The sequence below is a fragment of the Rhizobium sp. SG741 genome (genome assembly GCF_012275435.1).
Classification (GTDB): Bacteria; Pseudomonadota; Alphaproteobacteria; order Rhizobiales; family Rhizobiaceae; genus Rhizobium; species Rhizobium lusitanum.
Map to the genome: position 1 here is coordinate 135,790 of NZ_JAAZQP010000011.1, position 22,098 is coordinate 157,887.

At 58.8% G+C, this 22,098-nt stretch carries 21 protein-coding genes and 3 pseudogenes; 17 read left to right on the plus strand and 7 right to left on the minus strand.

From position 1 onward, the window contains the following. The first annotated feature begins 71 nt into the window (after positions 1 to 71). The 7 genes and pseudogenes from FHT29_RS25200 (at position 72) to FHT29_RS25230 (ending at position 5,280) form a co-directional block, all read left to right on the plus strand. Positions 72 to 1,067 (plus strand): aldo/keto reductase, encoded by a 996-nt coding sequence (locus tag FHT29_RS25200; protein ID WP_037191124.1) that lies wholly within the window; start codon positions 72 to 74, stop codon positions 1,065 to 1,067. Positions 1,068 to 1,095: 28 nt separating this feature from the next. Further along, positions 1,096 to 2,130 (plus strand): aldehyde reductase, encoded by a 1,035-nt coding sequence (locus FHT29_RS25205; RefSeq protein WP_112441987.1) that lies wholly within the window; start codon positions 1,096 to 1,098, stop codon positions 2,128 to 2,130. Between the two features lie 37 nt (positions 2,131 to 2,167). After that, positions 2,168 to 2,284: pseudogene (locus tag FHT29_RS25210) on the plus strand (transposase); the annotation flags it as partial. A gap of 355 nt (positions 2,285 to 2,639) precedes the next feature. After that, positions 2,640 to 3,521, plus strand: a complete 882-nt coding sequence (locus FHT29_RS25215; protein ID WP_037191129.1) for an NmrA family NAD(P)-binding protein — start codon at positions 2,640 to 2,642, stop codon at positions 3,519 to 3,521. A 27-nt stretch (positions 3,522 to 3,548) separates the two neighbouring features. Beyond that, entirely contained in the window at positions 3,549 to 3,923 is a 375-nt protein-coding gene (locus FHT29_RS25220) for a hypothetical protein (RefSeq protein ID WP_037191132.1), read from the plus strand. A 68-nt stretch (positions 3,924 to 3,991) separates the two neighbouring features. Beyond that, complete coding sequence (locus FHT29_RS25225) at positions 3,992 to 4,708, plus strand: SDR family oxidoreductase (RefSeq protein ID WP_168600294.1); 717 nt, start codon at positions 3,992 to 3,994, stop codon at positions 4,706 to 4,708. A gap of 110 nt (positions 4,709 to 4,818) precedes the next feature. Next, positions 4,819 to 5,280 (plus strand): MarR family winged helix-turn-helix transcriptional regulator, encoded by a 462-nt coding sequence (locus tag FHT29_RS25230; protein WP_037191137.1) that lies wholly within the window; start codon positions 4,819 to 4,821, stop codon positions 5,278 to 5,280. Positions 5,281 to 5,423: 143 nt separating this feature from the next. On the opposite strand, the pseudogene FHT29_RS34645 reads toward FHT29_RS25230, so the two are convergent. After that, a pseudogene (locus FHT29_RS34645) lies at positions 5,424 to 5,565 on the minus strand (histidine/lysine/arginine/ornithine ABC transporter ATP-binding protein); the annotation flags it as partial. A gap of 325 nt (positions 5,566 to 5,890) precedes the next feature. Here FHT29_RS34645 and FHT29_RS25240 point away from each other — a divergent pair. After that, complete coding sequence (locus FHT29_RS25240) at positions 5,891 to 6,049, plus strand: hypothetical protein (protein ID WP_156143616.1); 159 nt, start codon at positions 5,891 to 5,893, stop codon at positions 6,047 to 6,049. A 478-nt stretch (positions 6,050 to 6,527) separates the two neighbouring features. On the opposite strand, the pseudogene FHT29_RS25250 reads toward FHT29_RS25240, so the two are convergent. The 5 genes and pseudogenes from FHT29_RS25250 to FHT29_RS25270 form a co-directional block, all read right to left on the minus strand. Then, positions 6,528 to 6,956: pseudogene (locus FHT29_RS25250) on the minus strand (transposase); the annotation flags it as partial. A gap of 180 nt (positions 6,957 to 7,136) precedes the next feature. Beyond that, positions 7,137 to 8,336 (minus strand): mandelate racemase/muconate lactonizing enzyme family protein, encoded by a 1,200-nt coding sequence (locus tag FHT29_RS25255; RefSeq protein ID WP_037191140.1) that lies wholly within the window; start codon positions 8,334 to 8,336, stop codon positions 7,137 to 7,139. Between the two features lie 17 nt (positions 8,337 to 8,353). Further along, a complete protein-coding gene (locus FHT29_RS25260) occupies positions 8,354 to 9,715 on the minus strand; it encodes a mandelate racemase/muconate lactonizing enzyme family protein (RefSeq protein WP_168600295.1) in 1,362 nt (453 codons plus the stop codon). A gap of 67 nt (positions 9,716 to 9,782) precedes the next feature. Beyond that, the gene (locus FHT29_RS25265; protein ID WP_168600296.1) at positions 9,783 to 10,949 is read right to left on the minus strand and encodes a mandelate racemase/muconate lactonizing enzyme family protein; all 1,167 of its coding nucleotides are present in this window, start codon (positions 10,947 to 10,949) and stop codon (positions 9,783 to 9,785) included. Positions 10,950 to 11,001: 52 nt separating this feature from the next. After that, the gene (locus FHT29_RS25270) at positions 11,002 to 11,712 is read right to left on the minus strand and encodes a GntR family transcriptional regulator (RefSeq protein WP_168600297.1); all 711 of its coding nucleotides are present in this window, start codon (positions 11,710 to 11,712) and stop codon (positions 11,002 to 11,004) included. A gap of 208 nt (positions 11,713 to 11,920) precedes the next feature. Between FHT29_RS25270 and FHT29_RS25275 the strand changes: the two genes are divergently transcribed. The 7 genes from FHT29_RS25275 (at position 11,921) to FHT29_RS25305 (ending at position 19,357) form a co-directional block, all read left to right on the plus strand. Continuing rightward, a complete protein-coding gene (locus FHT29_RS25275; protein WP_037191149.1) occupies positions 11,921 to 13,399 on the plus strand; it encodes a sugar ABC transporter substrate-binding protein in 1,479 nt (492 codons plus the stop codon). Between the two features lie 74 nt (positions 13,400 to 13,473). Further along, positions 13,474 to 14,433: a sugar ABC transporter permease gene (locus tag FHT29_RS25280; RefSeq protein ID WP_037191152.1), complete on the plus strand. Its 960-nt coding sequence runs from the start codon at positions 13,474 to 13,476 to the stop codon at positions 14,431 to 14,433. Beyond that, positions 14,430 to 15,320, plus strand: a complete 891-nt coding sequence (locus FHT29_RS25285) for a carbohydrate ABC transporter permease (protein ID WP_037191154.1) — start codon at positions 14,430 to 14,432, stop codon at positions 15,318 to 15,320. The genes FHT29_RS25280 and FHT29_RS25285 overlap by 4 nt, the downstream gene beginning before the upstream one ends. An 11-nt stretch (positions 15,321 to 15,331) precedes the next feature. Then, the gene (locus FHT29_RS25290) at positions 15,332 to 16,429 is read left to right on the plus strand and encodes an ABC transporter ATP-binding protein (protein WP_037191157.1); all 1,098 of its coding nucleotides are present in this window, start codon (positions 15,332 to 15,334) and stop codon (positions 16,427 to 16,429) included. A gap of 33 nt (positions 16,430 to 16,462) precedes the next feature. Further along, positions 16,463 to 17,626 (plus strand): mandelate racemase/muconate lactonizing enzyme family protein, encoded by a 1,164-nt coding sequence (locus FHT29_RS25295; RefSeq protein ID WP_168600362.1) that lies wholly within the window; start codon positions 16,463 to 16,465, stop codon positions 17,624 to 17,626. Positions 17,627 to 17,647: 21 nt separating this feature from the next. After that, positions 17,648 to 18,397, plus strand: coding sequence for a ribonuclease activity regulator RraA (locus FHT29_RS25300; RefSeq protein WP_037191163.1), 750 nt, complete (start codon positions 17,648 to 17,650; stop codon positions 18,395 to 18,397). Positions 18,398 to 18,622: 225 nt separating this feature from the next. After that, positions 18,623 to 19,357 carry an NYN domain-containing protein gene (locus FHT29_RS25305; RefSeq protein ID WP_037191166.1) on the plus strand — a complete coding sequence of 245 codons (735 nt, stop codon included), beginning with the start codon at positions 18,623 to 18,625 and terminating at the stop codon, positions 19,355 to 19,357. 333 nt (positions 19,358 to 19,690) lie between these two features. Here the strand turns inward: FHT29_RS25305 and FHT29_RS25310 are convergent, their stop codons facing one another. Further along, positions 19,691 to 20,701, minus strand: coding sequence for a LacI family DNA-binding transcriptional regulator (locus tag FHT29_RS25310; RefSeq protein ID WP_168595994.1), 1,011 nt, complete (start codon positions 20,699 to 20,701; stop codon positions 19,691 to 19,693). Positions 20,702 to 20,712: 11 nt separating this feature from the next. Between FHT29_RS25310 and FHT29_RS25315 the strand changes: the two genes are divergently transcribed. Together FHT29_RS25315 and FHT29_RS25320 are read left to right on the plus strand one after the other, a co-directional pair. Next, positions 20,713 to 20,928: a hypothetical protein gene (locus tag FHT29_RS25315; RefSeq protein ID WP_168595993.1), complete on the plus strand. Its 216-nt coding sequence runs from the start codon at positions 20,713 to 20,715 to the stop codon at positions 20,926 to 20,928. Positions 20,929 to 21,035: 107 nt separating this feature from the next. Next, positions 21,036 to 22,022: a sugar ABC transporter substrate-binding protein gene (locus FHT29_RS25320; RefSeq protein WP_168600298.1), complete on the plus strand. Its 987-nt coding sequence runs from the start codon at positions 21,036 to 21,038 to the stop codon at positions 22,020 to 22,022. Positions 22,023 to 22,098 lie beyond the last annotated feature (76 nt).

Consider the following 22,098-nt stretch of genomic DNA (forward strand, 5'->3'; position numbering starts at 1 on the left):
TCTCAAGCATTCAACGTCCGATCTGCCGCATCTATGTTCAGGGCCATGCAAACACAAGAGGGATTAGGCCCATGATATTGAGCAAGCGGAAGTTGGGCACCCAAGGCCCGCAGGTCGGCGCAATTGGCCTGGGCTGTATGGGCATGAGCCAGTCTTATGGTCCGGCGGACGAGGCGGAGTCGATCGCCACCCTTCATCGAGCCATCGAGCTCGGCTGCGACTTCTTCGATACGGCGGAAGGCTATGGGCCATACACCAACGAGGAGCTGCTCGGCCGCGCCTTCCGCGACCGTCGGGAGAAAGTGATCCTCGCCACCAAGTTCGGCTTCCGATTCGTGGATGGACGCCAGCTCGGCGCCGAGACCGACAGCAGCCCCGCCGCAATCCGCCAGGCGGTCGAGGGCTCGCTTCGGCGACTGCAAACCGACCACATCGACCTGCTCTACCAGCACCGCATCGATCGCAAGGTGCCGATCGAAGATGTGGCCGGCACGGTCGGCGAGTTGGTGAAGGAAGGCAAGGTGCGCTTCTTCGGCCTGTCTGAGGTGGGGGCTGCCACGCTGCGCCGCGCGCATGCCACCCATCCAGTCGCGGCGCTGCAGAGCGAATATTCGCTTTGGGAACGCAATCTCGAAACCGACGTGATCCCCGTCTTGCGCGAGCTGGGCATCGGTCTTGTGCCGTTCTGTCCGCTCGGACGCGGCTTTTTGGCCGGCGGGGTGAAGCGCGCGGAAGATTATCCCGAGGGCGATACCCGCCGCATCGACGAGCGGTATCAGGGTGAGAACTACGACGCAAACGTGCGTGCCGCACAGGCGGTGTTCGACATCGCTGAAGCCCATGGTGCAAAGCCTGCGCAGATCGCGCTCGCCTGGCTGCTGCACAAGGGCGATTTTATCGTGCCGATCCCCGGCACCAAGCGTCGCGCCTACCTCGAGCAGAATGTGGCGGCAGACGCTGTCCGGCTGACGCCTGCCGACATGCAGATACTCGACAAGGCTTTGGCGACCGGCACCGTCTCCGGCAATCGCTATCCCGCCTGGATCATGGCAGGGATCGACCGCTGATGCGCGACAAACAACACTGGAGATCATTATGAGTGAAGAGCTGGTACTCGTAACCGGCGGAAGCGGGTTCATCGCGCAGCACTGCATTCTGGCGCTGCTGGAGGCGGGCTATCGCGTGCGGACTACGCTCAGGTCACTGTCGCGAGAGGCAGAGGTTCTCAGCAACCTCAGGACTGGGGGTGCCGAGCCGGGCGATCGCCTTTCATTTGCCGCCGCCGACCTCACAGCCGACGACGGCTGGCTGGAGGCCGCCGCAGACTGCGCCTATATCATCCACGGTGCTTCACCGACGCCGTCCGGCGATCAGGTGCGCGAAGAGGATTGGATCCGGCCTGCGGTCGATGGAAACCTGCGCGTGCTGCGTGCGGCACGCGATGCCGGTGTAAGGCGGGTGGTGCTCACCTCGGCCTTCGGTGCGATCGGCGTCGGCCACAAGCCGCGAAGCCGTCCCTTCGACGAAACCGACTGGAGCGACCTGAACGGCAACGTCGCGCCCTATCAGCGATCGAAGACACTGGCCGAGCGAGCCTCATGGGACTTCATCGCGCGTGAAGGCAGCGGGCTGGAGCTGGCCACCGTCAACCCAACGACCGTTCTCGGACCGGCGCTGGGATCCGATTACTCGCACTCGATCCGGCTCATCAAGAACCTGCTGGATGGTCAGCCGGGCTGTCCCAAGATCAACACCTGCGTTGTCGACGTGCGCGACGTCGCCGACCTGCATCTGCGCGCAATGACCGATCCGGCCGCCAACGGCGAGCGCTTCCTTGCCGCATCGGGTGAGAGCCTGTGGATGGTCGAGATCGCCAGGCTGCTGAATCAACGTCTCGGGAAAGGCGCAAAAAAGGTCTCCACCCGCGTGCTACCCAACTGGTTCATCCGCGTCGTCGCGCTTTTCAATCCGGCGATGAAGGGGATCGTGCCGCATCTCGGCGTCAACATGAATGCCAGTGGAGACAAAGCCAAGCGCCTGCTTGGTTGGGCGCCACGCTCACGCGAAGACGCAATCGTCGCCACGGCCGAAAGCCTCATAAAGCTGGGGTTGGTCAACACGACAGAATAGAGACCGGCGACTGCCACACCGTACTTTATATGCCGATCAGTCCGGCGAGATCGACTATGAAGACCATATCTCGCGACGAGGCGACAGTCAGCTACGGGCGTTACTTTACGAGGCAGCGACCGCCCTCTCGAATCCGTCGCAGCTCGATCGAGACTGCGCCTTGAACACAGGAAGATCCACCCCGCGAAAACCCGTCATGCAGCAACCCCGTGTCGACCGCGTAGACAACCCTGCGCCGGGCAATGGACGAACTTGTAGAAACAACCATGCAGAGGTCCTCCTCAATCAAAGAAAAATGTCGCGCTGCGTGGTCTGCGACACAGCAATGACGCAGAGTGTCCAAAATTAGCTTAACTACCGGACATTCGGCGACCTCGGTGCCGGTTCACAGTCGATCCAAAAACGAGCCTCCCAAAAAATGCAAATGCCTCCTATTGACGATAAAAGCATATGCTCCTATTTTTGTCCGTATAAGAGCATATGCTCTCACCAACGAAAGGAGCGAGATCATGAGTGAGGCTGAGATACTTGTAAGCGGAGCAACCGGACGGACCGGGGGTGCGGCGATCGATGAATTACTGAAGATGGGCAAGTCGGTGCGCGCCTACGTGCGCTCAGATGACGAGCGGGCGACGGCCCTTAGGCGGCGGGGAGTTGATATCGCTGTCGGGGACTTCACCGACATCGATGACATCCGCGCCGCCATGGAAGGCATTCGGTCGGCCTATTTCCTGCATCCGATCGCGCCGGGCATTATCGGTGCTGCGGCCTATTTCGCACAGGCCGCAAAGGAAGCAGGCGTCACGGCAATCGTCAACATGTCGCAGATTTCGGCGCGTCGTGAATCGGCGAGCCACGCTGCGCAGGACCATTGGGTTTCCGAGCGAGTCTTCGACTGGTCCGGTGTTCCGACTACGCATCTGCGCCCGACCTTCTTTGCCGACTGGCTCGTCTATCCGCATTTTGCCAAGGAAATATGGGCCACGAAAAAGATCGAGTTCCCCTTTGCCGAAGGGCGCCATGCACCGATCGCGACGGATGATCAAGGACGGGTGATCGCGCATCTTCTTGCCGATCCGCTGGGACATGAAGGCAAGGTTTATCCCCTCCATGGACCACTCGAGATGAACCACACCGAGATCGCCACCGCCATGAGCGAAGTGCTTGGCGCGAAGATCGACTACGCGCCAACCTCCATCGAGGTATTCAAGGACAAGATGGAAAATCTCTACAAGTTTCCGCCTTTCCTCGTGCAGCACCTGGTCGAAGTCGCTCAGAACTATCGTGATGGCGTCTTCGCGGGCACGAACGATGCCGTCGAGAAAATCACCGGAACGCCGGCCCTCTCGGTCCAGCAATTCATCACCAACAATCGTGCCGCCTTTGCGTGAAAGCCGTCGAGGCAAGGAGTTTGAACAATGTCGAATACTCAAGGCGAACGTCACCCGTTTCTGGACGACCTGTCCGTCGACGCGGAACTGACCAGCTCCGTGCTGCGAGGCGCGGTCATCGGACGGGACGAGATCAAGCTGGCCGTCAACACGGTCGGGACCTTCTACGCTTCGCAGAATCCCACGTTTCTCCAGACTGTCGGCTCGCGCCTCTTTCTCGAATACGAGGCGGTCCTGACAAGCGGGGAGAGCCTGAACGCCGTCGTAGTTGTCGACCGCAACCCCGATGGTTCGGTGCCACGCGTCAGCGTGCGGATGAGCCCGCTTGGTGCTGTGTTGTCTCTCGCCACCAATCTTCGCGAGGCACTGTCCGGCCAGTTGCCGGAAGACCTTTTTCTTTAAACCCAACGCCCGCAGGCGGGTATCGATATTGGATGCCCTGATCTGTGGCTTTAGAGAGGTAATTTGTCATGGATGTCACCAACACCACCGTCTTTATCACCGGTGCCAATCGTGGCCTGGGCCTAGCGTTTGCGCGCGAGGCCCATCGTCGCGGAGCGAAGAAGGTCTATGCCGGCATGCGCAATACGAACGGCTTCGACGAACCGGGCATCATCCCCGTCCGGATCGATGTCACGGACAAAGCATCGATCGCCGCGGCAGCGGAACTGGCGGCGGATACTGATCTGCTGATCAACAACGCGGGCATCGCTGCTCTTATCGACGGACCTCTGGCAACCGATGTCGAAGAGCAGTCGCAGCGTCTGTTCGACACCAACTATTATGGCGTCGTCCGCGTCACGGAGGCCTTCGAGCAGATCCTGTCGGCCAAGCCGCGTGCTGCCATCATCAACGTGCTATCCGACATCGTGTGGCTTCCGCGGCCCATTTTGACACCCTATGCTGCATCAAAGGCGGCGGCCTGGAGCTTCACGAACCAGCTTCGCTTTCACCTTCGAGATCGTGGCATCCAGGTTCTCGGTCTGCATGTCGGTTTCGTGGATACCGACCTGACCAATGGCATCGATGTGCCAAAAGCCAGCCCGCGGGATGTGGTGCGCCAAACCTATGACGCGCTCGCCGCCGGCAAGAGCGAGATCATGGCCGATCAGGGAACGACACTGCTGAAGAGCACGCTTTCAGCCGAGGTGCCCGGTTATATCACGCCGCCGCCAGGATTGTTCTAAGCGCTAAGATGGTGGAGAAACAGCCAAGCCGCAGGCTATGTGATGCGGAGGCCTTGGACTTTGCGCCATATAGCCTGCGGACGATAAGTAGGATTCGAAAGGAAAACGAGATGTTGTCGGCGAACCAACCGCTGGGGATCGATCAATGCAATTGCTCTGCCATGAGAAAGGCGAGCCGTCAGATCACGCGGTTCTACGATGCCCATCTTGAGCCCGTCGGGCTTCGTATCACGCAGTTCCTGACCCTGGCGGCGCTCGACGAAGCCGACGGTGCCGCTGTCAACGCTCTCGCGGAACGGCTCGATATCGAGCGGACGGCGATGGGAAAGATGGTTGGCTTTCTGGAACGCGACGGCTTCGTCACGATCAAGCCATCACCCGTGGACGGCCGAGTTCGTATCATTGAACTCACGGACGAAGGCCGACGCTTGCATGAGAGAGCGGCTCCTCTCTGGCAGGATGCGCAGCGAGAATTCGAGCGACTGAACGGTAGCACCAACGTCGCAACGCTCCGGCACAGCCTGAGAGAGATCGTCGTTGGCGACTTGCCGGCCGTCTCGCCCGGAGACTGAGCCTTCGAAAAGCCGTCCGGTTTGAGCGAGTAAGGTCACTCACAACGTTCCCGCCTCGGTTCTGTGAGCGAAAAAATTCTCGCAAGCGCCTTGTTTGGTTCGCTGAGTTTCGGCTGCATTTTCGAAAAGTGTACATGCGGTGGCCGCAGCAGCGTTGATTTTCCGGAGCTGTATCCACCAAGGAGTGAGACGACGTCACCTTGACGAGCCTCTAGCGAGATGCCGCGCAGTGAACTCATGACTGCCGAAGCTCTTGCGAACATTGTGAACGGAAAGTCGCGGCACGCCGGTTGATGAACCGTGCAGCTTTGGACGAGCGGCTCGCTTTCAACATCGATACTGAACCTCCCGACGAGAAGTAGGCCGTCCATCGCGTCAAATTGCATGCCCGACGATCATTCATCCCCCATTCAGTCTTTAGGTTTCAGGATGAGGAAGATATCAGGGAGGTTCACTATGAAAGTCTTCAAAACGCTACTTGCTGGAATCCTAGGTGTCGGCTTGCTTATCGGAGCTGGCGCTGCATCGGCCGCGCCGATGATGAATATGACAAAGCCGGAAGTTCAATCGTCCGTTCAGACGGTCCACTATCGTCATCACCGCCATTGGCATGGTCCACGGCATCATCGGCATCATTGGAGACCGCATCGCAGCTATCGGAGCCACTACTGGCGTGGTTATCACCGGGGTTGGTACGACCATCACCGGCACCGTCCCCATTATCGGCATCATCGTTATTATTGAGCCCGAAACGGGATTTGCTGCATAAGTTGATCTCAGCACAAAATGGCAGCGCTCCAGCGAGCGCTGCACGAAGGACGCTACAGTACGGCGCAGCGCGAACCGCTTTTTGATGAGCTCGCGCGACGCGACCCTCGCAAAGGCATACCTAAAAAGTACGCGTCCGACATTTGCGGGAGCACTACACGGCCCAAGTTCTTCGAACTAGGTCACGCCCCAATGGAGAAACGCCTTTTCGGATAGGTGCAATTCATGCACCGCCGCACCTATGATCTCCTGGAGCTTTTGCCACCCATAAAGGTTACGCTCGGCCACACGCTCCTGAATTGCGGTCAGCATCCAGCCGGCGGCCGCTATTCGTCATCATTCTTATAGCTATTGAAGTACTCCAGGCAGGCGAGGTTGCCGGGACGAGCTGAGCCGCCATCAAGATCCAAGGCTGCCATGAGTGAACGTGCGTCTCGATAGGCGTTCGCTATGCGCTGCTTATCCCGGGCACTGCTTTCGACACCGATCGCAGCCTCTGTCTGTTGAGCAAGGAATGAGCGAGCACGCATATGCTGTCCAATGACGCCTGTGCATCGACCCATTGCCGTTTCGATCAGTTTGCCACGGCCGATGCACGTCTGCCATTTCAGCCGGCCATCTGCCTGCGTGGTTTCTATGTGGACATCTCTCTGGCAGGACTTTTGGGCGTTAGGCCGTCCAACCGCGTTCGCTGGCGGTGGAATGACGACCCTTGCGTCCATGGTATGACGGAAAATCGCACCGTAGGTTGGATGGCCATCATAGGCTCCATCGGCAGTGAACTGGTCGATCTCATCATTGATCTGATCAAGCAACGGCGCCAGCTGCGAGACACCGCCGGTTTCCTGATTTGTCAGGCTATGTGCGATGATCTCGCCACGGCCGGCATCAACAGCCAGATGCAGCTTTCGTCAGCCGCGCCGGGAGGTCGCCAAACGAAGGACGCTCGAATTCGGGTTGCAGGACTGTTCGATCAGAGAAGCGCCATACAGGCGTCGGTCTATCTTCCTATGCCCAGAATGCGGACGATACGTCAGGCCGCACACTATTGCCTGGCGCCTGACAAGATGGGCAGGGAGGTGGAGGGTTCAGTCGAAAAAGCCCGCATCTTCTTCCCTGAGATATCTTCTGGCTCCTTCGGCGTCGATATCGAGGCCAAGCCCCGGCGCTTCCAGTAGGTCCACCATGCTGTCCTTCACGATCTGCGGCGGCAGGCCGATTACCAGATCCTCCCACCAGGGGTCGGAGGCGGTTGGATATTCGAACGCGATGTAATTTGCCGGCAATGTGGCGCAGACGTTAATCAACGCGCCGAGCCCCAGCAGGCCGTTAGCGGTGCCGTGCGGTGCCATCAGGATCGAGTGCATGTAGGCGTGCTCGGCGACCCACTTGAGTTCGGCGATGCCGCCAACGTCGGCTGGATCGGGGCCGATGACGCGTACCGCCTGCGTCTCGATCAGTTCCTTGAAGTTGTGCCGCAGGTAGATCTGCTCGCCAGTGTGGATTGGCGTCGAGGTGGAGGTCGTCAATTCCCGATAGGCTTGCGGATTGACCCAAGGCACATAGTCGCCAGTGAGCATGTCCTCGAGCCACATCAGATTGTACTTCTCGACCGCCCGGGCGAACTTGATTGCATCGGGCAGCATCCAGCCCGGGCCGCAGTCGAGCGCCAGGCTGACTTTGTCGCCCAGCACTTCCTTCATCGCGATCACGCAATCGAGCATGTGATTGAAACCGCGCTCGCTGATCACGCCCTGATCCATGGCACCGTGATAGCCGGCCTTCTTCTGCGTCACGCCGTAGTGGAAGTCGTCGATGGTGTCCTTCATGTTGGAGTGGAACGAGATTCCTTGCTTGACCATGAAGAAGTTCTGCGGCTGCTCCATCATCCATTTGACGTCAGCGGCGTAATCCTCCGGCCGGTCGCCCATGCGTTTTTGGCGAATCGAGCCGTTGTAGACGCGAACCTTGTCCCGCACCTTGCCGCCGAGCAGTTTATAGACGGGCACGCCCGCGGCCTTGCCAGCAATATCCCACAGCGCATGCTCAATAGCGCTCACCGCCGCGCCGTACGGCTTGAAAGAACCACGTTGACGGATCTTCAGCATCACTCTCTCGACGTCGGTCGGGTCTTCGCCGATCAGCGCCTCGCGGAAATGCAGCACAAAGGGTTTGAGGTAGGGCTTAGTGAATTCGACTTCACCCAAGCCATAGAGGCCCTCGTCCGTAACGATGCGAACGATCGGGTGTTTACCGATAACGGCGCAGCGGAGATCGGCGATCTTCATCTTCGTTCCTTTTCGTCTCAGCTCCAGGTGCGGTCCCAGGAATACTCATCGTCCCAGCGATCCGTAGGCTGCCAAATGCCGGTGACACCCGGCTGCAGATGCCCCGAAATCACCTCGTCCACGACATCGTCAATCCCCAGACCCGGCTTGTCGGGAACAGTGATGAAGCCGTTCTTCACCAGCGGCTTGGGAAGGCCCGTGACAATATCGTCCCACCAGTCAACATCGGCGGAATGGTATTCGAGCGCCATGAAATTTTCGGTCGCGGTCGCGACATGTGCCGCGGCCATTGCGGCGATCGGACTTTCTGCCATATGGATGGCCATGGCGACGCCACGGTCCTGCGCCATGTCGCCGATCTGCTTGGTCTCGAGGATGCCCCCGCTGGTGAGCAGGTCCGGGTGGATAACGGAGACGCCGCCACTATTGAGCAGAGGCTCGAAGCCCTCCTTGAGGTATATATCCTCGCCCGTGCAAATCGGCACCGTGGTGGCGTGCTGCAGTTGTCGGTATTGCTCGGTATACTGCCATGGGATCACATCCTCGAGCCAGGCTGGCACGTATTTTTCAATTCGCCTGGCAAGGCGAATGCCGTTCTGCACAGAGATATGGCCAACATGGTCGATCGCAAGCGGCACATCCATGCCGATGACCTCACGAACCTCGGCGATATATTGCTCAAGCAGGTCGAGGCCCTTCTCGGAAAAGTGCAGGCCGGTAAACGGGTGCGGGACGTTATGCAAATCGTACGCAGCATTGCGGACACGCCGCTCCTCAATGGTCTTCAGCGGCCCGCGACGGGGACCGTCGCGGTATCCTTCTAGTGAGCCGGCAGGAAACACGACCGCACCGGGCACATCCGCGATCTGCATCAATCCCAAATCCATCTTTAGGAAGGTGAATCCGAGCTCCATGCGCTGCTTGAGGCGCTTGCCGGTCTCGGTACCGCTCGGTACGGTGGCGTCGGTATCACAGTAGACGCGCACTTTCTCCCGAAACCGGCCGCCGAGCATCTGGTAGATAGGGACGCCATAGGCCTTGCCGGCAAGATCCCACAACGCGATTTCAACCGCCGATACGCCGCCGCCTTGCCGGCCGTGCCCGCCAAACTGCTTGATCCGACGAAACAGGCGATCGATGTCGCAAGGGTTCTCGCCAAGCAACCGGCTCTTGAGCATCAGTGCGTAGGTGGCGCTGGCGCCATCGCGCACCTCGCCGAGCCCGACGATGCCCTGGTTGGTGTAAATCTTGAGTAGCGTTGAGGTAAACGGCGCGCCGACAATTTCGGCTACCCGCATGTCGGTGATGCGAAGGTCGGACGGCTTGGAATGCGTGTTCACCCGATTGAGCGCCTGGTCGGCTCCATTTGCCTCTGCCATGATTTATCCTCGTTCTGGTCGGCGGGCTCGTCGTCGCGCACGCTGAGGCGGCGCAGAGCGTTGCTGGCTAGGCCAACTCTATCTCGTGATTTTGAAGGTAGTCGCGGTTCATTTCAACGCCGAGACCAGGCTTGGACGTAAGCTTGAGGCTGCCGTTCGAAACATCGAGTGGTCTGTCGATGAGATGATCGTATTTGCCCAAGTTCCACTCTGACGTTTCAAGTTTGTAGAAATTAGGAACGGTCATCATCACCTGCGCTCCCGCGACCACGTTGATCGGCCCTGCGGCATCATGCGGCGAAACCGGGATGTAATAGGCTTCGCATAGGGCAGAAATCTTCTTGAGTTCGGTGATGCCGCCGGTCCAGGTGACGTCCGGCATGATGTAGTCGGCGAGCTTGTTCTCGAGCACCGGCACGAAATCCCACTTCGTGTGGCCGCGCTCGCCCCAGGAGATAGCGGTACTGACCTTCTCACGGACCTGTTTGAGCGCGTTGAGGCTCTCAGGCGGACAGGGCTCCTCAAACCAGTCGATCTGACCAGCTTCCTCAAGGCTCCGACAAAGGCGAATGGCGGTGGGAACGTCGAACCGGCCATGCGCATCGATGAGGATATCAACATCAGGGCCCGCCGTTTCGCGGATCAGGGCCGTGAGTTCGGCGGCTTCGCGCTCATCCTTGCGGGTCATGCTACCATCGAGGTAGCCGTCGCGCTGTTCGCGAGGCTGTCCATCGACGGCGCGGCCTTGATGGGGGAAAGGATCGAACTTGAAAGCAGTGTGGCCGGACTCGACAATGTCTCGAATTTCCCGGACCACAGCTTCATTACTGGTAAACTTGGCCTGGTTGGGATGGGTGTAGAGCGCGATTTCGTCGCGTACCGGTCCGCCCAACAGCTCGTAAATCGGCTTGCCAAGAACTTTGCCTCGGATGTCCCAAAGAGCTATGTCAATGGCGCTTACGCATTCGACTGCCGCGCCGCGACTGCCCATGTAGGTGAAGCTGCGGAATATCTTGTGCCACAGATACTCGATACGCGCCGGGTCCTCGCCTGTCAAAGCGACCCCGATTTGCCGCAAGATCGTGCAGAGGGCGCGATTGGCGAGCCTTGTCGTGGTGGTGATCTCTCCCCAGCCGCTGACCCCCTCATCTGTAGTCACTTCGACGAACAGATACTCTCCCCAATAGGACGCATCGGATCTGATGAGCCACGGCCGGACGCTGGTGATTTTCATCTCAAGTGCCTTTGCTGAAGTGGTCGGTATAAAGATATTCAGACTAAGTATTCTATCCCGCCCGGGCGGCGTTACGGGCACGCATATGTTCCAGGATGTGGCGGCCGGAGCCCTCGACATGGCGTGCAATGAGTTCGGCTGCCTCGTTCGCATTTCCCGCTTTCACATGCGCGATGAGCTCGCGATGCTCGCCAAGGACCGCGGCACGCCGGGCGAGCGTGAAGTTGAAACGCCGGCTCACGGCTCGAAGCACTTCGCGATGCTTCCACCAGAGCTCGGCCGCATGGCGGTTGTAGTGCTTTTGGTACATCACGGTATGAAAGGCGGTGTCCAACTCGCTGTGCCTGAACGTGTCGGCGAAGTTGTTCTCTTCAATTAGGCTTTGGATGCGTTCGAGTTCAGCAATGTCCTCGACGGTGGCCATATTCACGAACCATCGCGTCAGTGCCGGTTCGATCAAGACTCCGATCTCGTAGATGTCCCGAACAAAATCCTGATCTATGGGCCGCACGCGCGCTCCGCGATTGGGAATGAGGGTGACAAAGCCCTCCCCGCGCAACAGTTGCAGAGCCTCGCGCACGGGGTTGGTTGAGGTGCCGTGGCGCCGGGCGAGGTCGGTAACCACAAGCCGCTCGTTGGCAGCGAGCCGCCCTTCGATAATGTCGTCCCTGATCAGTCGATAAACCGAGGCGCCCTCGCTGGAGGCCCCGATAGCGTCGATCCCTTCGGGTGGCTTTGCTCTAAAATCGCTCGTTTCGGCCAAGACTTTCCTCACTTAATACACATAACGCTCCAATATCACGCAAATTTTCCGTAAACAATGTACGATTTCTTCAATTGACAGGCAATCTACAATCTGAAAACGTATAATCTGGTCGAAGGGATACATTGGGTGGAAAGTCCCGTGGCCGGGGAGCAAAGCCCGTTCGCCTCGATACAGAGCGGCTTGGGAGAGAACCTGGAGGATACCTATGACGAGGATTTCACTCGGCGGTGCCGTCGTGCGCGGAACTTTATCCACCGCTTTGACGCTATCTTTGATGTCAGCGTCTGCGCTGGGCGCGCCGGTCGACTTGAGCAAGTGGTCGCCGGAATATGTGCGCTCCATTGCCGGCACACAGGAATTTGACACGGCGGGCGATTGCGCAAAGGTCACCCCTCTCGACTACAAAGGGCGACTGACTTTCTGGTATCAGGGGGTCTTCGAGGGTGACCCCGACCTCCTGCGCCAGTATTATAAGGAGTTCTTCGAGACCTTCCGCAAAACCTATCCAAACATCCAGCTTGAGGAACAAGCCCTCACCTATAATGACCTTCTGGATAAGTTTCGGACCGCACTTCTGGGCAATGCAGCGCCCATGGCGGTGCGCCTGCAAATCCTGGGGGGTACCGAGTTCGCCGCAAAGGGCTATCTGCAGCCGCTCAAACCTGAGGATGTAGGGTATTCGACCGAGGATTTCTGGCCCGGTGCAATGAAGGCCGTAACCTGGGAAGGGGTGACCTACGGCGTTCCAACCAACAACGAGACGATGGCGTTCATCTGGAACGCCGACATCTTCAAGCGTGCAGGCCTCGATCCAGACAAGGCTCCGGCGACCTGGGACGACGTCGTCAAATATTCCAAGCAGATCCACGACAAGCTCGGTATTGCCGGTTATGGCCTCGTGGCGCGCAAGAACGCCGGCAATACGCCCTATCGCTTCATGCCGCAGCTGTGGGCCTATGGCGGCGGCGTCTTCGACGAAGCTACCGCGAGCCCGACCTATAAGCAGGTCGAGCTGGATAGCCCGCAGAGCAAGGCGGCATTGCAAGCCTCGTACGATATGTATGTTCGCGACAAGTCGGTTCCGGTTTCGGCACTCACCAATCAGCAGGCGGATAACCAGCCCCTCTTCCTCGCTGGCCAGCTCGCCATGATGGTATCGCACCCTTCCGACTATAACGTCATGCTCGACCTGCAGAAGAAGACGACGGGCAGCGACAAGGACAAAGCGCAGACTGTCATCGACAACATGCGCTACGGTCTGATACCAACTGGTCCCGACGGCAAGCGTGCCGTGGTGTTTGGCGGCTCCAACATTCACATCCTGAAGCCCGAATATGTCGAGGGCGGCAAGGTCGATGAGCCGGCTGCAAAGGCTCTGGGCTGCATGTGGGCGAGCCCCGAATGGTCGCTGAAGATGGCCTACGCCGGCTCGAACCCCGGAAACCTTAACGGCTTCAAGACCAAATGGATGAAGGAACGCCTGGACAGCATCAAGTTCCTTGATGTCACGACCTCGATGCTGCCATACGGCATCCCGTTCCCGGCGCTGCCACAATCGCCCGAGATCATGAACATCATCGTTCCCGATATGCTGCAGAATGCCCTGACAGGAGCCATGACCGTCGATCAAGCAGCAGACGACGCAGCCAAGAGGGTAAAAGAGCTGATGGGTGGCGGACTCTAGTCCGAGCCTGCCGATCTGACCGGCTGCGCCCCGATAGCAGCCGGTTTTCCTCCAAAGAATAAGGGCAGGGCACAGTGACGATCTTGACTGGCAAGGCCGAGGCGCGCCGAAGACTGCAGACCGACAGGTCCGGCGTGCTGCGAAAGATTTGGGAGCATCGCGCTGACTACGCATACGTGCTTCCTGCGATCGCCGTGATGCTCATCGTCATTGCCTATCCCATCTACTACACGATCGAGCTGTCGTTCTTTAACACACCGCCTGGCCTGCAACTCCGGGACAAGATTTTCGTCGGCCTCGACAACTACATCGCCATCCTCACAAGTCCGGTGTTCTGGACGGTTACCTCGAACACTCTTATCTGGACACTGGGATCCACTCTCATCTCATTTGTCCTGGGGTTTGCCTGCGCCCTGGCGCTCCATCGCGACTTTATCGGCCGCGGCATCCTGCGGGCCATCCTGATCATTCCCTGGGTTATCAGCGCGGTCGCCGCGTCCTATATCTGGAAGTGGATCTACCATTCGGACTTTGGGATCATCGGCGCGGTGCTGGTCGGCCTCGGGTTGGCCGACAGGCCGCCGAATTTCATCGACAGCGTCAGCACAGTGTTGCCCTCGCTGATCGTCGTCAATATTTGGCGAGAGTTTCCGTTTGCCATGATCATGATGATGGCCGGCCTGCAGACGGTTCCCGATCAGTTGCTGCGCGCGGCAAAAGTCGACGGAGCCAATGCATGGCAGCGGTTCTGGCACGTCACCTTTCCGCACCTGAGAAACGTCTCGACGGTGACGATCCTCTTGCTGGCAGTGGCCAACTTCAATTCTTTCATCATCCCCTGGATCATGACTGGCGGCGGGCCGTCGAACGCCTCGCACATCTGGATCACCCACATTTATGAACTTGCCTTCGGTCGCCAGCGCTGGGGGGTGGCATCGGCCTATTCGGTGCTGCTGTTCCTGATCCTTATGTCGTTCGGCTACTTTTACGTCCGGGCGCTGAGCGGCAACGAACAGAAGGATGGAAGCGAATGAGCGCGATCGTCGAAACTGCTCATCGGGGCCGGGCGCGTCGCCGCATGCGCATCGATGGCTGGCGGTGGGGCGGACGCGTCTTCCTTGTTTTCATGCTCCTTTACACCGCTTTGCCGATGATCTGGATGCTGATCACCTCGATCAAGTCCGGCTTCGCGGCCATGCAATTCCCGCCACAATGGTGGCCGGACCATCCCACTCTCGCCAGCTACCAGAAGCTGCTCGATCCGCAAAACAGCGTCGGCCGGGACTTCCTGCGCTTCTTCTGGAACAGCCTTTTCGTCTCCACCGCGACGACCATCCTTTCGGTAATCGTGGCTGTTCCTGCGGCCTACGCGTTTTCACGCTTCACCTTCCCGGGCCGGAACTTTCTGTTCTTCGCCGTCTTGCTTCGCAACATGTTCCCGGCAGTGATCTTTCTCGTGCCGCTCTTTATCCTGATGCGCGCGATCGGGCTGGTGAACACACATGGGTCACTCATCCTCACCTACCTCACATTCGGGCTGCCGCTGGCAATCTGGCTCCTCAAGGGCTTCTACGACAACATCCCGGTGCAACTCGAGCAGGCGGCGCGCATCGACGGGGCAACGCGGTTCCAGGCCTTTGTCCTGATCGTGATGCCGCTCTCGGCGCCGGGAATCATCGCCACGGCGATCTATTCCTTCATTGGCGCATGGAACGAGTACATCTACGCCTACACCTTCCTCTCCAAGAACGAGCAATTGACTCTGCCGGTCGGCATCCAGCGCTTCTTCTCGGAAAATACAACGGACTTTCCGGGCCTGATGGCGGCCAGTTTCATGATGAGCGTGCCTGTCGTGGTCCTGTTCCTCGTACTGCAACGATACTTCGTACGCGCCCTTACGGAAGGCGCAGTCAAGCACTAGGGGAGTAGCCGGTGGCCCACGTGGTCCTCAAAGATCTAGTCAAGACCTATGGCAGCTTCAAAGCTGTCAACAACGTTTCGCTGACGGTCAACGACGGCGAATTTGTTGCGCTCGTCGGCCCTTCAGGCTGCGGCAAGACAACCACACTCAACCTTGTGGCGGGGCTCATCCCCATCACATCTGGCGACATCGTCATCGGCGACAGGATGGTCAACGACCTCGACCCCAAGGACCGGGACATCGCAATGGTGTTCCAGAACTACGCGCTCTATCCGCAGAAATCGGTCTACAAAAATCTGGCGTTCCCCCTGCAGATGCGCAAACTGCCAAGGGACGAGATCGACAGGAAGGTCAAGGAAGCAGCGCGAGTGCTCGACATGACGCAACTGCTCGAGCGCAAGCCACGCGAACTTTCGGGCGGGCAACAGCAGCGCGTGGCGCTGGGCCGTGCCCTCGTTCGCGATCCGGCGGTATTCCTGATGGATGAACCGCTCTCCAACCTCGACGCAAAGCTGCGCGTGCAGATGCGGTCGGAGATCAAGCGTTTCCACCAGGACCTCAAGGCGACGATCATCTATGTGACGCACGACCAGCTCGAAGCGGTAACCATGGCCGACAGGATGGCGGTGATGAACGGCGGCTACCTGCAGCAATACGATTCACCAGCGCAGGTTTTTGCCCATCCGGTGAACATGTTCGTCGCCAGCTTCGTCGGCAGCCCGGCGATGAGCCTTGTTCCGCTGGAGGCGTCAACGGCAAGCGGCAACATAGTGTTGACCAGCGCGGAGGGCTGGCGCCTCGAGCTCTCGTCAGAAAACGCCCGGAAGGTCGCGCGGGCAACCACCAAGAAAATCGTGCTCGGCGCACGTCACTCGACGATCAAACTGCACAAGAGTGCGGTGCCAGGAAGCGTCCCTGCAAAGGCCTACACCGTGGAGCCGACCGGAGACGTCACTTTCGTACAGGCGTTCCTGTCCGGCGCCATCGTCAATGTCAGCGTCCCGCCGACCATTGCCGTCGCGCCCGACGAGCCAATTTGGCTCGAGTTCGATCAGGAGCGGATGCATCTGTTCGATGGCGAAACAGAAATGGCCCTCAAGGCCAACTGAGACAGAGCGGATGCGTGTGAAACGAGGGTGTGGATGACTGCGAAGCTTAAAATCACCGCTATCAAACCCTATCCGGTATGGGTAGGAACGCGCAACCAGATGCTGGTCAAGGTCGAGACCGACGACGGCATCTTTGGCTGGGGCGAGAGCGGCTTGAGCGGTCGCGAGAAGGCCGTGGCCGGCGCGATCGAGCACTATCGCGAGTTTCTCATCGGCCGCGACCCGATGCAGATTGGTCGGATCTGGCAAGAAGTTTATCGCAGCCAATACTTCGAAGGCGGGCGCGTTTTGCAGGCGGCGATTTCCGCCATCGACATTGCCCTTCACGACATCAAGGGCAAGGCGCTGGGGGTGCCGGCCTATGAACTGCTGGGAGGCAAGCAGCGTGACCGAATTCCCACCTTCGCCTCGACCGGCGACGAGGCCGAGGGCGATGTTGCCATCGAACGAGCCCGCGAACTACGCGCACAGGGGTGGCAGGCGATCCGCTTCTTCCCCGTCGGGCAAAACAGCAAGGACATCTTTGAGCCGCGGGAGTCGATTGGTGCCACCGCAACTATGCTGAACAAGGCGCGCGCGGCGCTGGGCGACGACGTCGTACTCGGTATCGACTATCATCACCGGCTGTCGGTGGCAGAGGCGGCGAGCTTCTGTAACAAGCTCGGTCGTGGCGTACTCGACTTCCTCGAGGAGCCGATACGAGACGAGACGCCGGAGGCCTACGAATCCCTGCGCACGATGACCGACATCCCGTTCGCCATCGGTGAGGAATTTTCCAGCAAGTGGCAATTCCTGCCCTACATCGAGCGTGGCATCCATCAGTTCAACCGGCTCGATATCTGCAATGTTGGCGGATTCACCGAAGCGATGAAGGTCGCTGGTTGGAGCGAGGCGCACTATGTAGACCTGATGCCGCATAATCCCCTCGGCCCGGTCTGCACGGCCGCGACCATCCATCTCGCCGCTGCGGTACCGAGTTTCGCTTGGCTCGAGACCAGGGCGCCCGAAACAAAGCTGGGCTTTGACAATGCCGACTTTTTCCCAGTGCAACCGCGGCTCGACGGCCCCCACTATCCGGTGAGCGATCTGCCGGGGCTCGGCGTCGAGGTCAACGAAGAGGTGGTCAAGGTGGAGAGTTTTCGTTTCTGGGAAGCACCTCACCTGAAGCGCCGCGACGGTTCTGTTACGAACTGGTAGTTCCATCCACCGGAGGCTAAAATGACGCATACTCCCGATATTACGCGACCGCCTAAAGACCTGATCGACGCACTGCAGGAAATCGGCGCCGCGACGGTTGCCGGCACGCTTGGCCACATGGGCTTCCGCAATCCGCACATGGTCGGTCCCGTGCCGCAGAACCGCGGGAAGTCGATCGTCGGGCCGGCGCTGACCCTCCAGTTCATGCCGCAGCGGCCCGACCTCTTCACCGAGGGAGAATATGCCGATCCGGAGACGCAGTTGCACCGGCACGTGCTCTATCACGCGCAGGAGGGCGATGTGGTCGTGGTCGACGCGCGCGGCGACATGAGCTCGGGCGTCTTTGGCGATATGATGTCGACGTATTTCAAAGGCAGAGGCGGCGCTGGTATCGTAATCGACGGGTGCATGCGCGATCGGCCCAATGTTGAAAAGCTGGATCTCCCCCTATGGCTGCGCGGCTGGACGCCCAACTATCATGTGCAGACCAGCATCTATCCCAATGCCGTCAACGTTCCGATTGCCTGCGGCGGTGTCACGGTAATCCCCGGCGACATCATCGTCGCCGACGACGACGGGGTGGTGGTGCTTCCAGTCGCAATGGCTTCTAAGGTAATCGAAGAGTCGCAAAAGCATCACGATTGGGAGGAGTTTTCGCGAGTGAAGCTTATGGAGGGTGGGTCGTTGCAGCGATATTATCCGCTGCATGACGATGCCCGTGGAGAGTACGAAGAATGGCGCAAAACAAACCACCTGGTGAACCGAAGTTAGCCTATATTGTAGCATCTATGGAAGCAGGTGGAGCAGCAGCAACAAATCGTAGGCTTACGTCCAACGGACGCGAGACGCGAGCGTTTCGCCGTCTATGCCAATTGGTCCTGCCGCCGAAGAGAGAGAGCACGAAATACGGCCAATTCTGGTGACAGCGGCTGACGCGTCGGTTTCGAACGAGTACCCTGTGTGAGGTTCGGGTCCGTTTCACCTATGAGGAGCGAAATGCCATCTGAAACACGTTCTCCGCGCCTCGCCGTGCTGATCGACGCCGATAACACATCGGCCAAGATCGCCGACGGCTTGTTTGAAGAAGTCGCCAAGATCGGCGAGGCGAGCGTCCGCCGGATCTATGGCGACTTTTCCGGTACGCGCTCGAAAGGGTGGGCGGATGTGCTAGCCAAACACGCAATTATTCCGCAGCAACAATTTGCCTATACGACAGGAAAGAATGCCTCGGATATTACTTTGGTCATCGATGCGATGGACTTGCTGCACAGCGGCCGTTTCGATGGGTTCTGCCTCGTGTCATCGGACAGCGATTTCACCCGACTTGCCGCCCGTATCCGCGAACAGGGCGTGGATGTATTCGGTTTCGGCGAACAGAAGACACCGGAGAGTTTTCGTCAGGCTTGCAGGCGGTTCATCTATACCGAAAACCTGCTGCCCGGCGGGGCCAAGGACGGCCAGGCCATCGCGTCTGCCGACAAACCGCTGCAGCCGGCGAGCACCGCCGTCCCACTGATCAAGAGAGTCCTATTGCAGGAGGACAGCGAGGACGGCTGGGTCAATCTGGGCACAGTTGGCAAGCAGCTCCTGAATCTCGCGCCGGATTTCGACCCACGCACATTCGGCTTTCGAAAACTCAGCGACCTTGTTCGCAAGACAAATCAGTTCGAGCTCAGTCAGGATGAGGGCGGTCCAATCAGTATCCGTTTGAAACGAAGAGATAAAAAGTAATTCTACCGAACCGCGGCTGACAAAGGCAATCTCCGCGGCTTGGGTAACGACGTCAGCGTTGACTATTTCGCAAGCTGGGCAAGCGCTCCCTACCCCGCAATCAAGTTGTTCCATTTGAGGAACTTAGAAAAGCCTGAGCTGACCGGTCCTTTCCACCCCAAGGGACGGTAGCCTTGGTGCCGCAGGTTGCGCGGTCGCTTTGCATTTGAACGGGGACTTCCTCACTTTGTGTTGTGGTGGAATTTGCTGTGGGCGAAACGCTCGACGACCTGCCCACGAGCGTCAGAAATCGCGCTCCTTGCGATAAAGCGGCCGCGCGACTATGCCAAAATCTTAGTCTGGTTGAGGAGCCGCAGTTGTTTCGCCCTCAGAAAGCTCGCAGGCGAATAAGATCGGATGGTCGACGCTTGGTGCGGGCCGCTCATTCAACAGGACCGCCACGGCTGCTGCCGCGATTTTTTGGATCGGCTGCTTCATTGTCGTCAGGCGTGGGATTGTCATGCTTGACAGCGGGATGCCGTCAAAGCCTACGATGGAAAGGGCTGCGGGTATCGGGATACCCAAATCATATGCCGCCCGCATGCAACCGATCGCCTGCTGGTCCGAGCTCGCGAATATGGCTGTCGGGCGCTCGCTACGCGCACGCGCGAGGAGATAGTTTCCCGCCGCTCGCCCGCTCTCGTAGTCGAATGCCGCCTCGGCAATCAGCGACGGTTCGGCATTTTGCACTTTGCCGCCGTTCTGCTCCATCGCATCCCGATAACCCTTTAAACGATCACTGGCGGGGACCGAATGTTTTGGGCCTGAAATGAAGCCGATACGACGATGGCCGAGTTTCAAAAGGTATTCGACACCCAGTCGAACGCCGCTGCGGTGGTCGGAGGCGATGCCCGAATATCCGGGCATAAGACGGTCGACCACGACGATCGGCAGCCCTTTCGGCAGCTTGATCGTATGGAAATCGTTGCTCGGAACGAGAATGATGCCGTCCACCTTTCGGCTTGTCAGTTGCCCGATGCGGTCTGCTTCCTTTGCCGCATGATCGAAAGACGTCATGACGATGATGTTATAGCCGCGTCTTGCGGCAGCTTGCTCGGCTGATTGGACGAGTTCCGAGAAGAAGGGATTGGTCAGATCAGGGATGACGATGCCGATCAGGCGGCTAACCTTGCTGCGCATGCTTCTTGCGGACGGATCGGGCATATAGCCGAGTTCTTCTATGATGCCGCTGACGCGCGCCCTCAAATCCCGTGTGACCGAGGGATGATTGTTCAGAACTCTCGAAACGGTCCCGGTGGAAACTCCCGCGAGCTTGGCAACGTCTCGAATTCCGACCTTTGGCATAACAGAAACGTATGTCCTTCATCTTCGCCGTCAGCGGCCAAAAGTCGCGTGATCCGGGGCTTCAGCAAGTGCTCTCTACCGTCTTAATCGAAGCGACGCATCCAAATTCGACTGCCGGCGACGTCATGCAGTGGAAAGCGCATGCGACTGATGGAAACGGTTCACCGCATATACTGCAGCATATGGAGAAAATTGCAATCCACGCCGACTTTAGCTCTAATTTGTGACGTCTTGACAATTGTTGAGAGCATGCTACCCAATTGTATCTGGAAACGGTTCATTGTCGTTGACAACTCAGGTGGAGCTGAGCCCAGGACCGTTCGGGAGGAGAGAAATGTCCAATTCCAAAAAGCATGAATCCGTCTTGATCAGCGCGCCGCGCCGTGCGGCGTTGAAGCTTGGCTTTGCAGGCACGTTGATGCTTGCGCTGTCTTGCGGCGTGTCGCCCGCCTTCGCGGCTAGCAAGCCCAAGGTCGGTCTCATCATGAAGTCCTTGTCCAATGAGTTCTTCAAGCAGATGAAGGAAGGCGCCGACAAGTATGCGGCTGAGAACAAGGAAAAGTTCGACTTCAAGGCCGTCGGCATGAAGGACGAGCGTGATTTCGCCTCACAGGTCGATGCCGTCGAAAACTTCGTGACGCAGAAATACGACATCATCGTCGTTGCGCCGGCCGACTCGAAGGCGATGGTCACTCCGCTTGCAAAGGCAGTGAAGGCCGGCGTCAAGGTCATCAACATCGACGTGCCCCTGGATGCGGACGCGAAGAAGGCAGCCGGGGTCGATCTTGCTTTCTTCGGGCCGGACAACACTGAGGGCGCCAAGCTTTCGGGCGATGCTCTTGCCAAGGAGCTGGGGCCGGGCGCGAAGGTCGTAATCCTGGAAGGCAATCCTGAGGCCGACAACGCCAAGGAGCGCAAGGTGGGCTTCATGGACTCCATCAAGAACGGCAAGCTCGAACTTCTCGACAGCAAGACCGCCCATTGGGAGACGGAAGAAGCCAACACCGTCATGACGAATTTCCTGACCAAGTATAAGGATATTCAGGGCGTCATGGCCGCAAATGACTCCATGGCGCTCGGCGTCGTCAAGGCTCTCGATGCGTCCGGCCAGAGCGGCAAAATCAAGGTCGTCGGCTTCGACAATATTCCATCTGTCAAGCCGTTGATCAAGGACGGTAAAATGCTTGCCACTGTTGAGCAATACGGTGCCGAGATGGCGGCCTTGGGTATCAAGTATGGTCTTCGCGAATACGCCGGCGAAAAATTCAGCGGCTGGGTCAAGACGGACGTCACGCTCATTACCGCCAAGGACATCAAGTAGTCCGAGCCATTGGCTTAGTGGCTAAACAAAGCGCCGGCTGCTCGGCCGGCGCTATCCGCTGCCGGATCGCTTTCCC